The organism is Nocardioides sp. T5 (assembly GCF_048161455.1).
Lineage (GTDB): Bacteria > Actinomycetota > Actinomycetes > Propionibacteriales > Nocardioidaceae > Nocardioides.
Genome location: NZ_CP182415.1, coordinates 2,061,278 through 2,075,120 on the forward strand (window position 1 = coordinate 2,061,278; position 13,843 = coordinate 2,075,120).

At 72.7% G+C, this 13,843-nt stretch carries 16 protein-coding genes; 7 read left to right on the forward strand and 9 right to left on the reverse strand.

Annotated elements, in window-relative coordinates; genetic code table 11:
* Positions 1–69 precede the first annotated feature (69 nt).
* The 3 genes from ACNKF0_RS10075 to ACNKF0_RS10085 all read left to right on the forward strand — a co-directional run bounded on the left by ACNKF0_RS10075 (position 70) and on the right by ACNKF0_RS10085 (position 1,723).
* Positions 70–564: a dihydrofolate reductase gene (locus tag ACNKF0_RS10075; protein WP_416958001.1), complete on the forward strand. Its 495-nt coding sequence runs from the start codon at positions 70–72 to the stop codon at positions 562–564.
* Positions 561–908: a GntR family transcriptional regulator gene (locus ACNKF0_RS10080; RefSeq protein WP_416958003.1), complete on the forward strand. Its 348-nt coding sequence runs from the start codon at positions 561–563 to the stop codon at positions 906–908. Before ACNKF0_RS10075 ends, ACNKF0_RS10080 begins: the two co-directional genes overlap by 4 nt.
* A 404-nt stretch (positions 909–1,312) precedes the next feature.
* Complete coding sequence (locus ACNKF0_RS10085) at positions 1,313–1,723, forward strand: NUDIX hydrolase (RefSeq protein WP_416958005.1); 411 nt, start codon at positions 1,313–1,315, stop codon at positions 1,721–1,723.
* A 7-nt stretch (positions 1,724–1,730) separates the two neighbouring features.
* Here the strand turns inward: ACNKF0_RS10085 and ACNKF0_RS10090 are convergent, their stop codons facing one another.
* Positions 1,731–2,534, reverse strand: coding sequence for a nucleotidyltransferase domain-containing protein (locus ACNKF0_RS10090; protein WP_416958007.1), 804 nt, complete (start codon positions 2,532–2,534; stop codon positions 1,731–1,733).
* 39 nt (positions 2,535–2,573) lie between these two features.
* Entirely contained in the window at positions 2,574–2,906 is a 333-nt protein-coding gene (locus ACNKF0_RS10095; RefSeq protein ID WP_416958009.1) for a TfoX/Sxy family protein, read from the reverse strand.
* A gap of 164 nt (positions 2,907–3,070) precedes the next feature.
* Here ACNKF0_RS10095 and dapA point away from each other — a divergent pair, with 164 nt between their 5' ends.
* From dapA to ACNKF0_RS10110, 3 genes are all read left to right on the forward strand, one after another.
* Entirely contained in the window at positions 3,071–3,961 is an 891-nt protein-coding gene (dapA, locus tag ACNKF0_RS10100; RefSeq protein ID WP_416958011.1) for a 4-hydroxy-tetrahydrodipicolinate synthase, read from the forward strand.
* Positions 3,962–3,991: 30 nt separating this feature from the next.
* Positions 3,992–5,677, forward strand: a complete 1,686-nt coding sequence (locus ACNKF0_RS10105; protein ID WP_416958013.1) for a ribonuclease J — start codon at positions 3,992–3,994, stop codon at positions 5,675–5,677.
* 73 nt (positions 5,678–5,750) lie between these two features.
* On the forward strand, positions 5,751–7,532 hold the full coding sequence (locus tag ACNKF0_RS10110) for an ATP-binding protein (protein ID WP_416958015.1): 1,782 nt from the start codon (positions 5,751–5,753) through the stop codon (positions 7,530–7,532).
* Here ACNKF0_RS10110 and ACNKF0_RS10115 read toward each other — a convergent pair.
* From ACNKF0_RS10115 to ACNKF0_RS10145, 7 genes are all read right to left on the reverse strand, one after another.
* Entirely contained in the window at positions 7,492–8,223 is a 732-nt protein-coding gene (locus ACNKF0_RS10115) for an ATP-binding cassette domain-containing protein (RefSeq protein ID WP_416958016.1), read from the reverse strand. The two genes, ACNKF0_RS10110 and ACNKF0_RS10115, sit on opposite strands and share 41 nt — an antisense overlap.
* Positions 8,224–8,995: 772 nt before the next feature.
* Positions 8,996–9,418, reverse strand: coding sequence for a hypothetical protein (locus ACNKF0_RS10120; RefSeq protein ID WP_416958667.1), 423 nt, complete (start codon positions 9,416–9,418; stop codon positions 8,996–8,998).
* A 55-nt stretch (positions 9,419–9,473) separates the two neighbouring features.
* On the reverse strand, positions 9,474–10,085 hold the full coding sequence (locus ACNKF0_RS10125) for a hypothetical protein (protein ID WP_416958018.1): 612 nt from the start codon (positions 10,083–10,085) through the stop codon (positions 9,474–9,476).
* Complete coding sequence (locus ACNKF0_RS10130; RefSeq protein WP_416958020.1) at positions 10,082–10,369, reverse strand: hypothetical protein; 288 nt, start codon at positions 10,367–10,369, stop codon at positions 10,082–10,084. The genes ACNKF0_RS10125 and ACNKF0_RS10130 overlap by 4 nt, the downstream gene beginning before the upstream one ends.
* A complete protein-coding gene (locus ACNKF0_RS10135; RefSeq protein ID WP_416958022.1) occupies positions 10,366–10,842 on the reverse strand; it encodes a hypothetical protein in 477 nt (158 codons plus the stop codon). Before ACNKF0_RS10135 ends, ACNKF0_RS10130 begins: the two co-directional genes overlap by 4 nt.
* On the reverse strand, positions 10,839–11,861 hold the full coding sequence (gene cydB, locus ACNKF0_RS10140; protein ID WP_416958024.1) for a cytochrome d ubiquinol oxidase subunit II: 1,023 nt from the start codon (positions 11,859–11,861) through the stop codon (positions 10,839–10,841). The genes ACNKF0_RS10135 and cydB overlap by 4 nt, the downstream gene beginning before the upstream one ends.
* A 29-nt stretch (positions 11,862–11,890) precedes the next feature.
* Positions 11,891–13,339, reverse strand: coding sequence for a cytochrome ubiquinol oxidase subunit I (locus tag ACNKF0_RS10145; protein WP_416958026.1), 1,449 nt, complete (start codon positions 13,337–13,339; stop codon positions 11,891–11,893).
* A gap of 91 nt (positions 13,340–13,430) precedes the next feature.
* Between ACNKF0_RS10145 and ACNKF0_RS10150 the strand changes: the two genes are divergently transcribed.
* Positions 13,431–13,832 carry a BlaI/MecI/CopY family transcriptional regulator gene (locus ACNKF0_RS10150; protein ID WP_416958028.1) on the forward strand — a complete coding sequence of 134 codons (402 nt, stop codon included), beginning with the start codon at positions 13,431–13,433 and terminating at the stop codon, positions 13,830–13,832.
* The last annotated feature ends 11 nt before the right edge of the window (positions 13,833–13,843 follow it).

A 13,843-nucleotide genomic window follows, 5' to 3' on the forward strand; every position in this document is an offset into this window, starting at 1 on the left:
CCTCCCACCGTGACAGTGGCCGGGCACCGCGAACAGGGCCCATGGACCGTCATCAGTAGGGTCGGTCCCGTGCTCCGTCCCGACCAGCGCGTCGTCCTCGTCGCCGCCCACGCCCGCAACCGGGTGATCGGCAACGGTCCCGACATCCCGTGGCGGCTCCCCGGTGAGCAGGCACAGTTCAAGGAGCTCACCTGGGGCCACACCCTTCTCATGGGACGCACCACCTTCGAGTCCATCGGTCGGCCGCTGCCCGGGCGCACGACCATCGTCCTGACCCGCCACGCCGGGTGGAGCCACGACGGCGTGCTGGTCGCCCACACGGTCGAGGAGGCGCTCGACCTCGCGCGGTCGCAGCCCGGGGACCTGATGGTCGCCGGGGGTGGTGAGGTGTACGCCGCGCTGCTGCCCCACGCCACCCACCAGGTGCTGACCGAGGTCGACCTCGAGCCCGAGGGCGACGTGCACTACCCGCAGTTCCCCGCCGGCGAGTGGGTGGAGACCCGACGCGAGGCCTTCGACGGCTACGAGCGGGTGTGGCTCGAGCGGATGGAGCCCGCCGCGTGAGGATCACGGTCGACCCGACCTCCGGCGTCCCGCCCTTCGAGCAGGTGCGGGAGGCGGTCCGTGCCCAGGTCGACGCCGGTGAGCTGGAGCCCGGCTTCCGGCTGCCGCCCGTGCGCTCGCTCGCGACCGAGCTCGACCTCGCCGCCAACACGGTCGCCCGCGCCTACAAGGAGCTCGAGGCCCTCTGCGTCGTCGAGACCCGCGGGCGGGCCGGCCCCTTCGTCGCCGGGTCCGGCGTCGAGCGGTCGCTGCGCGAGGCCGCGTCGTCGTACGCCGCAGTCGTCCGGACGCTCGGGGTCGACGACGCCGAGGCGCTCGACGCCGTACGCCGCGCGCTGGGCTGAGCGGCCGCGCGGTCACGCCCTGCGCCTCCTCCGCCGCCTGCGTCATACGAACTCGCACCCATGGCTGCGGATCCGTCTGACGTACGCGGTCCGAAGAGCCGTGGGGAACCGTCGGGTCGTCCGCGGGGCACGTCGCAGACCCGACGGTTCCCCAGCCACCTCGGCCGGCCGATGCGCCCGCCGAGAGCTGCCACAGACGTGTGGGAATGAACTCGGCCGGGCCCTCGTTGGACCGGACAGCTGGCTCCGCATCAAGCCCCCGGGCCTCACCACTTGCCGCTACGAGCGGCCCTTCGCCGAGAGGCGGCTGACGGACCAGCGAGCAGCATCACGCAGCCACCCGCGGGTAAGCCCCGGTCAGGGTGGCTGCGTGCTGTCCGGGGCAACCTGCGATGCTCGGCCCCATGGACGTCGCCCGTGACCGGCACATCGTCGTGGCGGCGGTCGCCCTGGTGCGGGACGGACACGTGCTGACGGTGCGCAAGCGGGGGACCGAGCGGTTCATGCTGGTCGGCGGCAAGCTCGAGCCGGGGGAGTCGGCGCAGGACGCGGCGCTGCGGGAGACCTACGAGGAGGTCGGGCTCGAGATCGGGTCGGCCACGCTGCTGGGCGAGTTCCACTCGGAGGCCGCCAACGAGCCGGGCCACACCCTCCACTCGACGGTGTTCTGGGTCGAGTCCGACGCCGAGCCGGTCGCGTCCGCCGAGATCGCGGAGGTCCGCTGGACCCCGCTGGACGACCACCCCGACGACCTGGCGCCGATGCTCGAGCACCACGTGCTGCCGGTGCTGCGGGCGACGGCCGGCGAGGTCTGAGCCGGCCTCAGCCGGGGCGGACCTCGAAGAGCCGGAGCTCGTCGCCCCAGCCCGCGATCATGTCGGTGGTGCGGGAGTGCCCGCGCGAGGCGTCGTACGTCGAGCACGCCGCGCGGACCCGGACGAAGGTCTCGCGCACCGCGTCGACGTCACCCTCGAGCGTGCGCTGGACGAGTCCGAGCAGGTCGTCGGCGGGCCACTCCTCGAGCGGGTGCGTCCGCAGCTCCCAGGCGAGGTACTTGTTGTAGGGGCGCACCCGGCCGGCGATCGCGAAGACCACGTCGAGCAGCCACGGCACCGACTCGGCTGCGTCGAGGCGGGTCTCGAGCGGGCGCCCGTCGCGGCCGCTCTTGAGGGCGCGGTAGGCGAAGTTGACCCAGCCGTCGAGCCGGTCGTGGTCGATGAGGACCGCGTCGGCCTCCTCGGGCGTCAGGGTCGCCTGGCGTCGTAGCGCGGTGACGATCGCGCCGCCCGTGCGGTCGAGCACGACCGGCGCCCATGCGCAGGACCAGCGGTGCCACCAGTCCTCCGTGCCGAAGGCTCCGGGCGCGTCGAGCTCGGACCGCGACCAGGGGATCTCGTCCACGTCCGACGAGTGCGCCGTGGTCCTCTCGGCGGCTGCCTCGTCGCCCAGCACGACGAAGACGTCGAGGTCGGACCGCTCGGTGGCCATGCCACGGCCGGCGGACCCCGACAGCACGAGACCCAGGAGGCCGTCGCCGTGCGCGGCGAGATTGCGTTCGGCGAGGGCCGAGACGCGGGCGCAGTCAGCGGCGGTCAGGTGCGCGGGCAGGTCCAGGGGCAGCGTCACCGCGCCAGCCAACGCCATCGGTGCGGCGCCGGCAACCGGTTACTTCGGGGGCAGCGTCCGCACGAAGGCGACCCCACGGCCGACCCAGAGCTGCAGCCGGTCGTCGTCGGCGAGCGCGTCGGCAGCGACGAGCAGCCACCCGGTCATCGGGCGCCCGCGCATCTCCATCGGGGCCACCGACGAGCCGTCGACCCAGTCCTCGGCGTCGGCCGGGTCGGCGCGCACCATGAGGGAGCCGTCGCTGGCGGCCGCGACCGCCATGTGGCCGTCGAGCATGAAGCCGAGCCCGCCGAACATCTTCTTCGAGGTCAGCCCCGGCTCCCCGTTGAGGACGTCGTGGATGCGCCGCGCCAGCTCCTCGTCGTACGCCATGCCGTGACCGTAGACCACCCGTCCGACACCGGCTCGCGGCTCGGCGACCACGGCGTGACGGAGGAGGGGCGATAACCTTCGACCATGAGCGAGCGGAGCGAGCGAGTCGAACGGTGCAGTGCGGCACGTGCCTCACGCGCGCACGGAGCGAAGCGAGTACGCGCGTGAGTGTTGCAGTCCCGTTCGGCCGCCTCCTCACGGCGATGGCCACCGCGTTCCACGAGGACGGCAGCGTCGACCTCGACGGCACGGCGCGGATCGCCGCGCACCTGGTCGCCCACGGCAACGACGGCGTCGTGGTCAGCGGCACGACGGGGGAGAGCCCCACCACGTCCGTCGCCGAGGACGGCGAGATCCTGCGGGCGGTCCAGGACGCGGTCGGCGACCGCGCCACGGTCATCGCAGGCGTCGGCACCAACGCGACCGCGCACTCGGTCGAGCTGGCCCGCCAGGCGGAGAAGATCGGTGTCGACGGGGTGCTGCTGGTCAGCCCCTACTACAACAAGCCCGGCCAGGTCGGGCTGCGCCACCACTTCACGTCCGTCGCCGAGGCGACCGAGCTGCCGGTCATGCTCTACGACGTCCCCGGTCGCACGGCGAGCCTCATCGAGCTCGACACCTACGAGGCGATGCGCCGCTACGACCACGTCACGTCGGTCAAGGAGGCCTCCGGCCTGCTGCCGCGCACGGCACAGCTCGTGGACATGGGCTACGCCGTCTACTCCGGCGACGATGTCGCCACCCTGGGCTACCTCGCCTACGGCGGGGTCGGCCTGGTCTCGGTCGTCGCGCACGCCGCGGGCGACCAGCTCGCGTCGATGATCGACGCCTGGGTCCGCGGTGACCATGCCGAGGCCCTGCGCATCCACACGGCGCTCCTGCCGGCCTTCGAGGCCGTGATGGGCGTCCCCAACTACGGAGCCACCACCGCCAAGGCAGCCCTCGAGCTGCTCGGTGTGCTCGACAACCGCCGCGTCCGCGGCCCGCTCGTCGCGCTCGACGACCACGAGGTCGCAGCGCTCCGCACGGGCCTGGCTGCCGCCGGCCTCATCTGAACTCCTGACCCCCCGAACCCGAGGAATACCTTGAGCCATCCCCACCCCGACCTGAGCGCGCCCGCCCCCCTCCCGGCCGGAGGCCTCCGGGTCATCCCGCTCGGCGGACTGGGCGAGGTGGGCCGCAACATGACCGTGTTCGAGTACGACGGCCGGCTGCTGATCGTCGACTGCGGCGTGCTGTTCCCCGAGGACCACCACCCCGGCGTGGACCTGATCCTCCCCGACTTCGACCCGATCCGGGACCGGCTCGACGCCGTCGAGGCGCTCGTGCTGACCCACGGCCACGAGGACCACATCGGCGCGACGCCGTACCTGCTGCGCGAGCGCGGCGACATCCCGCTCGTCGGCTCCAAGCTGACCCTCGCCCTGCTCGGCTCCAAGCTGCGCGAGCACCGGCTCAAGGAGACGGTCCACTACGAGGTGGCCGAGGGCCAGACCATCACCTTCGGTCCCTTCGTGCTGGAGTTCGTCGCGGTCAACCACTCCATCCCCGACGCACTGGCTGTCGTCATCCGCACCGGCGCCGGCGTCGTGCTGCACACCGGCGACTTCAAGATGGACCAGCTGCCGCTCGACGGACGCATCACCGACCTCAACGAGTTCGCCCGCCTCGGCGACGAGGGCGTCGACCTGTTCCTCACCGACTCCACCAACGCCGAGGTGCCGGGCTTCACGACGTCGGAGAAGGACATCTCCCCGGTGCTGGACGGGGTCTTCGCCAAGAGCGAGAAGCGGATCATCGTGGCCTGCTTCGCCTCCCACGTGCACCGCGTCCAGCAGGTGCTCGACGCCGCCGTCGCCCACGGCCGCAAGGTCGGCTACGTCGGTCGCTCGATGGTGCGCAACATGGCCATCGCCCAGGAGCTCGGCTACCTCACCGTCCCGCCGGGCGTCATGGTCGAGGCGAAGGAGCTCGCCGACCTGCCGCCGCACAAGCAGGTGCTGATCTCGACCGGCTCGCAGGGCGAGCCGCTGGCGGCGCTGAGCCGCATGTCGCAGAACAACCACCACTTCGTGCACCTCGAGGAGGGCGACACCGTCGTCCTGGCCAGCTCGCTGATCCCCGGCAACGAGAACGCCGTCTACCGGGTGATCAACGGCCTCGCCCGCCTCGGCGCCAACGTCGTGCACAAGGGCAACTCGCTCGTCCACGTCTCCGGCCACGCCAGCGCCGGCGAGCTGCTCTACTGCTACAACATCGTCAAGCCGCGCAACGTGATGCCGGTGCACGGCGAGGTCCGCCACATGCGCGCCAACGCCGACCTGGCCCGCGCCACCGGCGTGCAGAACGTCGTCCTGGCCGAGGACGGCGTCGTCGTCGACCTGGTCGACGGCGTCGCCAAGGTGACCGGCAAGGTCGAGGTCGGCTACGTGTTCGTCGACGGCACCACCATCGGCGACGTGTCCGAGGCCTCGATGAAGGACCGCCGGATCCTCGGTGAGGAAGGCTTCCTCTCGGTGATCGTCGTCGTCGACTCGGTGACCGGCAAGGTCGTCTCGGGCCCGGAGATCCATGCCCGCGGCTTCGCGGAGGACGAGTCCACCTTCGACGACATCCGCCAGCCGATCATCGACGCCATCGACGCTGCCGTCGCCGAGGGCACCAACGACAGCTACCAGCTGCAGCAGACCATCCGACGGGTGGTCGGGCGCTGGGTCAACCGCGCCCACCGTCGCCGTCCGATGATCATTCCTGTGGTGATCGAGGCCTGACGGCCCTAGCATCGACGCGGGACCGGCTCGACCCGCATCAGCGGGGCCGGCAGGCCTGGGTGGGGAGGTGGACATGCCGCGCAGCCAGGGCGCGCTGAGCCGGCTGGCGGAGCTGATGCGCCGCGTCAACTCCTCCACCGACACCGAGGTGATCCTCGAGGAGATCGCGCACGGTGTCGTCGACGTGCTGGGCTACGGCGTCGCGGCGATCGCCCGCCTCGAGGGCGACACGCTCGTGATGACCCACGTGGCCGGTCCGCCCGACGTGGTCGCGCAGATCCTCCACCGCCGCACCCCGGCCGAGCAGATCCTCGACGAGTTCCGCGAGGCCGACAAGTGGGGGATCCTCCGCTTCGTGCCGGCCGGCCGGATGTCGGCGGCGCGGCTGCAGGCGGCGTGGATCCCGGAGTTCCAGCCCACCGGCGACCCGGACGCGTGGCACCCCGAGCACGCCCTCTACGCGCCGCTCTACTCGGCGGGCGGTGAGCTCCTCGGCAACATGGCCGTCGACCTGCCGGCCGACGGCAGGGTGCCTGACGAGGCCGACCGCGAGCTGCTCGAGATGTTCGCCGTGCAGGCCGGCGTGGCGCTGTCCAACGCCCGCGAGCGCGAGCGCCTCACCGACCGCGTGCGCCTGGACCGCATGCTCACCACGGTCGCCGGCGCCGCCACCGCGCAGAACCTGTCCCAGGCGCTCGGCGCCGCCGTGGTCGCCGTCGCGGAGTCGCTCGGCACCGTCCAGACGGTCGTGCGCACCTTCCCCAGCGACGCCCAGGGCAGCCAGCTCGGCGTCGGGACGCCGTACACCTTCACCTCCGAGCACGACGTCCCCGAGATCCGCGAGGACCTCACGCGGCTCGAGGACCTCCCCGTCCTCATCGAGCTCGGCGTCGACGACCCGTCGTCACCGCAGCTGCCCCGCAGCGCCGCCCGGATGCAGGAGCTGATGCGCGGCATGCGGGTTGACCGCGCGCTGGTCTCCCCGCTCGTCTCGCAGGACGACCTGGTCGGCTACCTCGTGCTCGGCTTCGCCCGCCACGCCCGCACCGTGACGGCCAATGAGGCCGACGCGGTGCTCGAGGTGTGCCGACTGCTCGCCCAGACCGTGCGCGCCTCGCGCGTGCTGGAGACCGAGCAACGCCTCGTGCAGGAGCTGCGCGAGCTCGCGCGCTACCGCAGCGAGCTCATCGCGACCATCTCCCACGAGCTCAAGACGCCCCTCACCGCGATCCTCGGACATGCCGAGCTGATCGCCGACCGGCACCCCGACCTCGCCTCGATCGACGCGATCATCCGCAACGCCGGCCGGCTCAACAACCTGGTCGCCAACCTGCTGCACTACTCCCGCATCCAGGGCCGGCGCGAGACCGTGCGGCGCGCGGTCGACCTCTCCGAGCTGTGCGAGGCCAGCGTCGACCTGCTCGACATCCGCGCCAAGCAGGCAGGGGTGCGGCTCCACTTCGACCGCCCGGGACCGGCTCCGGTGATCGTCTTCGGCGACCCCGAGGAGCTCGCCCGGGTGATCGACAACATGGTCGACAACGCCGTCAAGTACACCCCCGAGGACGGCTCGGTGTCGGTGGCGATGACGGTCGGGGACGACGAGGTCAGCGTGCACGTCACCGACACCGGCCTCGGCATCTCGGTGACCGACCAGCAGAACGTGTTCTCGGCCTTCCACCGCTCCACCAACCCCAACGCGCTGTCGGTGCCCGGCACCGGCCTCGGCCTGCCGATCGCGCAACGGATCGCGGAGTCGCACGGTGGGACGCTGAAGGTGTCCTCCGAGCTGGGTCAGGGGAGCACGTTCACCTTCACGCTCCCGCTGCGCTCGCTGCGAGAGCAGGCCGACTGAGCGAGGCGGACCCCGCCTCGAGGTGCACCACACGGTCCATCTCGTCGAGCCCGACCGTGCCGTGGGTGATCCACAGGATCGACCGCCCGGCACGTCCCGCCGAGCCGAGCATCTCGTGTGCGACGGCCCGCGCGGTGGGTCCGTCGAGGTGGGCGGTCGGCTCGTCGAGCACGAGCACCGGCGGGTCCGCGAGCAGCGAGCGCGCCAGGGCGAGCCGGGCGCGCTCACCCCCGGACACGTCCCGCCGGCCGGCGCCGACGTGGGTGTGGATGCCGGCGGGGAGCGCGTCCACCCATGCCCCGAGGCGGGCCCGCTGCAAGGCGTCGAGGACCTCCTCGTCGTCGGCGTCCGGCCGCGCCAGGCGGACGTTCTCCGCGACGGTCGAGGCGAAGACGTGGGGGTCGTCGTCCACCAGGCCCACCCGGCGGCGTACGTCGTCGAGCGCGAGCCGGCGCAGGTCGGTCCCGCCCAGCAGGACCTCGCCCCGGACCGGGTCGATGAAGCGCACCAGGCTGGCGGCGAGGGTCGACTTCCCCGAGCCCGACGGCCCGGTGACACCCAGGTGCTCGCCGGGCCGCAGGACGAGGTGGTCGAGCGCGAGCACCGGACGCTCGGTCCACCCGAGCTCGGCCTCGCGCACCACGACGTCGTGGGCGGCCGGCACGGGCTCGGGCGAGGTGGGGTCGGCCACTGCCGGGGAGTGGCGGTGAGCCGGTCCAGGCGCTCGCGCGCCGCACGGGCCCGCACCGACAGGGCTCCGGCGTCGGCGAGCCCGCCGACGGCGTCGGCGAGGGCGAGCGGCACGAGCAGCAGCAGGGCCAGGCGCGCGGGTGAGGTGGCCGACAGGTCGACGAGGGCCGCGACGGCGACCACCCCAGACCGGCCGCGGCGCTCGTCAGGGCAGCGCCCGCGGCGACGGCGCGGGAGGAGCGGCGTACGGCCCGGGCGAGCGCGGTCGACTCCGCGCGGACGGCGGTGAGGGCCCGGTCCGTGGCGCCCCACTGCTCGAGCCTCGCGCAGGCCGTGGGCGAGCTCCTCCACCCGGGTCCCGAGCCGGGCCCGGTGGGCGACCAGCAGCGGTTCGGCGGCAGCGGCACCGCGGCGGGCGAGGACGAACGCGAGCCCGCCGGCGGCGGTGACCAGCAGCACGACCGCCCCGCGAGCGGCGCGACGAGGGCGGTGAGCACGGCGGCACCCGCGCCGACGAGTGCCGCGGTGACGAGCGGCTGGCGCACCCGGAGCCGGTCGTCGAGCAGGGCGTCCACGTCGTCGACGACACCGGTGAGCAGGTCGCCGCGGCGCGGACCGAGGCGGCCCGGCACCAGCGGGACGAGGTCGGCGAACACCTGCGCCCGCCGTTCGGCCAGCCTCCCGCAGCACGACGTCGTGGCTGAGCACGCGCTCGGCGTGCCGCAGCACCGGGCGCGCGAGACCGAAGAGACGGACCCCGACGATGGCGACCATCAGGTAGAGGACGGGGGCTGCTCGCTGGCCCGGGTGATCAGCCAGCCTGCGGTGGCGGTGAGGGCCACGCCGGACGCGGTGGACAGCGCCCCGAGCACGGTGGCGGTCCGCATGCCCCAGCGGGGCCGACCCGCGTCATCCGGCTCGGCACCGACGACCTCCGGGGCCGCCGTCGGGCGGCGGCGTACGACCTCCGGCTCGGCCGGGTCGGTGCCGGGAGCCGTCACCCTCGCGGGCACCGGCGCCGGGGACAGCTCGACCACCCGGTCCGCGGCGGCGAGCACGGCCGGCCGGTGGGCCACCACGACCACCAGGCTGCGTCGGGCCAGCAGCGCGAGGGTGTCGAGCAGGACCTGCTCGGTCTCCTCGTCGAGGTGGGCGCTGGGCTCGTCGAGGAGCACGACCGGTCGACCGGCGAGCACGACCCGCGCCAGGGCGACGCGGGCCCGCTGGCCCGCGGACAGGCCGGCGCCGTCCTCACCGAGCGGCGTGTCGAGACCCTGGGGAGGGCGCGGACGACGTCGTCGAGGCCGACGCTGCGCAGCGCCTCCCACACCTCGTCGTCGCCGGCCGAGGGGCGAGCGAGCCGGACGTTGGCAGCGATCGTGTCGGCCAGCAGCCACGGCCGCTGGGGCGCCCAGCCGACCAGGCTGCGCCACCACCCCGGGTCGAGGTCGTCGAGCGGCGTGCCGCCGACGCGGACGTCCCCGGCCAGCGGCCGCAGCCCCCGCGGAGGGTGGCGAGCAGTGTGGACTTGCCGGACCCGGAGGGACCCGCGATCGCGACGAGGCCGCGGTCGGGAAGCTCGAGGTCGAGCGGGCGGGTGAGGGCGGGCCCCGGGGCATGGCCGATCTCGAGCCCCGACAGCACCAGGCCGGTGGAGGTGGGGAGGGCCGTGCCAGCCCCTCGGGTCCCTGCCCGCGCCAGCAGGTCGTCGGCGTCGGCGAGCGCGGCCGTGCCCTCGGCCGCCGCGTGGAACTCGGCGCCGACGCGGCGCAGCGGCCAGTAGGCCTCGGGGGCAAGCAGCAGGACGGTGAGCGCGACCTCGAAGCCGACGCTGCCCGAGGCCAGCCGCAGGCCGACCGTCACCGCGACCAGCGCGACGGACAGCGTCGCGACGAGTCCAGCACCGACGAGGACGCGAAGGCGACCTTCAGGGTCTCGACGGTGGCGCGACGGTAGCGGTGGGTCACCGACCGGATGGTCTCCACCTGCGCCGCGGCGCGCCGGTGGGCGACCAAGGTCGGCAGCCCGCGCACCACGTCGAGGAAGTGCCCCGAGAGCGCCTCGAGCTCGCGCCACTGCGTGCGGGCTCGCTCGCGGGTGGTGAGGCCGACGAGCACGGCGAAGACCGGCACCAGCGGCAGCGTCAACGCGACCACGAGGCCGGAGAGCGGGTCGAGCCAGGCGATCGCGGCCAGCGTGACGAGGGGAGGACCGCCGCGGGCACCAGGGCGGGGAGGTAGCGCGTGACGTAGGGCTCGACCCCGGCGACACCGCGGGTGGCCAGCACCACCAGGCGGGCCGGCGGCAGGTCGTCGCTCCGGCGAGCCGCGTCCAGCAGCCGCTGGCGCAGCGCCCCGGAGACCTCGCCCGCTGCACGGGCCGCCGCCCGCTGACCGACGTACGCCGCCGCGGTCCGCAGCAGCACCAGACCGGCGAACGCCCACGCGGGGCCGTGCCAGCCACCGGCCGGCGGGGTGACCGCGGCGACCACGAGGGCGCCGAGGGCGAAAGCCTGCGCCACCGTCGCCAGGCCGCCGACGACCCCGCTCGATACCACCAGCGACAAGGCGCCGCGGGCGGGGCGGAGGTGGGGGAGCGCCGCCGGGTCGAGCGGCTTCACGACGCCGGGGTCTCGGCCAGCTCGGCCGTGGGGATGTGGTGCACGGCGATCCGCCGGCGGAACACCCAGTAGGTCCACGCCTGGTAGCCGAGCACGATCGGGGTGAAGACGACCGCGACCCACGTCATCACCTTGAGGGTGTACGCCGTCGCGGCGGCGTTCGTCGTCGTGAGGGAGTACGCCGGGTCCGTGGACGAGGGCATCACGTCGGGGAACAACGCCACGAACAGGCCGATGACGGCGAGGGCGATGGTGACGAAGGTGCCCACGAACGCCCAGCCCTCGCGCCCGCCCATCGCGGCGAGCAGCCCGCCGACGAGCGCGAGCGCGGCCACGACGAACACGACCGCGGAGACGGCGGTGCCGGTCTTCAGCTGGCTCCAGACCAGGAAGACCACGGCCAGCAGCGCCGCCACGGCGCCGATCCGGACGGCCAGGTCACGGGCGCGGTGGCGGATGTCGCCGTCGGTCTTGAGCGCGACGAACATCGCGCCGTGCGTGGCGAAGAGCGTCAACGTGACGAGACCGCCGAGCAGGCCGTAGGGGTTGAGCAGCGTGAAGAGCGTGCCGGTGAACTCCTTGTCGGCGTCGATCGGCACGCCGGCGACGATGTTGGCGAAGGCGACGCCCCAGAGCAGGGCCGGCACGAACGAGCCCCAGATGATCGCGAGGTCCCACCGTCCCTTCCAGGTGTCGTGCCCGCGCTTGTGGCGGTACTCGAAGGCGAGCCCGCGCACGATGAGGGCGACGAGGATCAGCAGGAGGGGGAGGTAGAACCCGCTGAACAAGGTGGCGTACCACTCGGGGAAGGCGGCGAAGGTCGCACCGCCCGCGACCAGCACCCAGACCTCGTTGCCGTCCCACACCGGGCCGATCGTGTTGATCATGACGCGGCGCTCGGTCTCGTCGCGGGCGAGCACGGGCAGCAGCATCCCGACGCCGAAGTCGAATCCCTCCAGGCAGAAGTAGCCGACCCACAGCACGGCGATCAGGGCGAACCAGACGGTGGTCAGTTCCATGGTGTCTCTCTCGTCATCCAGCAGGCGGGTCAGTAGGCGAAGGTGAGCGGGGCGTCCTCGTCGTCGGAGCCGCCGACCTTGACGCGGGGCGGCTCCTCGTAGGGATCGGCGCCCTTCTTGATGTAGGTGACGAGGAGCTTGACCTCGATCACCGCGAGCACGGCGTAGAGCGCGGTGAGCACGATGAGGGACGTGGCGGCCTCGAAGACCGAGACGCCGGGCGAGACGCCGGACTCGGTGGTCATCAGGCCGAAGACGACCCAGGGCTGCCGGCCCATCTCGGTGAAGATCCAGCCCCACGACGACGCCAGCGTCGTCGCGATCGGGAGGCTGAGGCCCAGGACGCCGAGCCAGCGGACGCCGGGCGTACGCCCCTTGCGGGTCAACCACAGGATGAGCGCCGCACCGGCCGCGGCGAAGAAGCCGAGGCCCATCATGAAGCGGAACGACCAGTAGGTCACCGGGATCACCGGGGTGTAGTCGCCCTCGGTGAAGGCCTTGGAGGTCGGGTCGGAGCCGTAGGTCTCGGCGTACTCCTCACGCAGCGGGTTGATGCCCTCGACGGTGCCGTCGAAGGACCCGGTGCCGAGGAACGAGAGCAGGCACGGGACGGTGACGGCGAACTTCTCCTCCTTGCCGTCCGGGGTGCCGACGGTGAACACGGAGAAGGGGGCGCAGCTGTCGCTGGTCTCGTAGAGGCCCTCAGCGGCCGCCATCTTCATCGGCTGGACCTCGGTCATCACCTTGCCCTGCAGGTCGCCGGTGATCGCGACGCCGAGCCCGGCGAGCAGCGTGACGACCGCACCGATGCGGATCGCGCGGTGGTACATCGGGCGGTCTGCCTCGTGCTTCTTCTTCATGTAGAGGTAGGCCGAGACCCCGAGCAGGAAGGTGCCCGCGGTCATGTACGCCGCGAAGATCACGTGCGGGAACGTCACCACCTGGACCTTGTTGAACATCACCGCCCAGAAGTCGGTGAGCTCCGCGCGGCCGGCCTCGGCGTTGAAGCGGTAGCCCACCGGGTGCTGCATCCAGGAGTTGGCAGCCAGGATGAACCACGACGACGCGAGCGTGCCGAGGTGCACCAGCCACATGCAGCCCGCGTGCAGGCCCCGGGGGAGCTTGTCCCACCCGAAGATCCACAGGCCGAGGAACGTCGACTCGAGGAAGAACGCGAGGAGCCCCTCGACCGCGAGCGGGGCGCCGAAGACGTCCCCGACGAAGCGGGAGTAGTCCGACCAGTTCATCCCGAACTGGAACTCCTGCACGATCCCGGTCACCACGCCGATGGCGAAGTTGATGAGGAAGAGCTTGCCGAAGAACTTCGTCAGCCGGAGGTAGTCCTCCTTGCCGGTGCGCACCCAGGCGGTCTCCAGGCCGGCGATGACAGCAGTGAGCCCGATCGTCAGCGGCACGAACAGGAAGTGGTAGACGGTGATGATCCCGAACTGCCAACGGGCGATCTCGAGGACGTCCATGGGGCCCTTTCGGCGAAGGAGTTACTACAAAGTGTAGTAGATACTACGCCGTGTCGTAGTTCAGCGGTGAGGGCCTCTAGACTCTTGATCCGTGAGTCCAAGGTCCCGGATGGGAGAGCTGGAGCAGGCCGTTCTCGAGGCGCTGTGGGACCTCGACGTGTCCGGCCGCGCCGGCCGCTCGGAGGGCTCGGACGCGCCCGGCGCCAGCGGCCGGGAGGTGCACGACCGGCTCGCCGGTCGCGACCTGGCCTACACGACCGTGATGACGGTGCTCGACCGGCTCGCGCGCAAGGACCTCGTCGTACGACAGCGCGACGGGCGCGCGTTCCGCTACGCGCCGCGGCTCACCCGCGCCGCGATGACCGCCGAGCTGATGCACGAGGCGCTCGAGGGAACGCGTGGTGACCGCGAGCAGGCACTGGTCTCGTTCGTGGGGGAGGCCAGCGCCGAGGACCTGGCCGCGCTGCGTCGCGCCCTCGACGACCTGTCCTGACCGTCGCCGCG

Coding starts and splice junctions, on each gene's coding strand:
- ACNKF0_RS10085 (WP_416958005.1), top strand. CDS start 1,313: ATGGACGTCGCCCGTGACCGGCACATCGTCGTGGCGGCGGTCGCCCTG.
- ACNKF0_RS10095 (WP_416958009.1), bottom strand. CDS start 2,906: ATGGCGTACGACGAGGAGCTGGCGCGGCGCATCCACGACGTCCTCAAC.
- ACNKF0_RS10110 (WP_416958015.1), top strand. CDS start 5,751: ATGCCGCGCAGCCAGGGCGCGCTGAGCCGGCTGGCGGAGCTGATGCGC.
- cydB (WP_416958024.1), bottom strand. CDS start 11,861: ATGGAACTGACCACCGTCTGGTTCGCCCTGATCGCCGTGCTGTGGGTC.
- ACNKF0_RS10145 (WP_416958026.1), bottom strand. CDS start 13,339: ATGGACGTCCTCGAGATCGCCCGTTGGCAGTTCGGGATCATCACCGTC.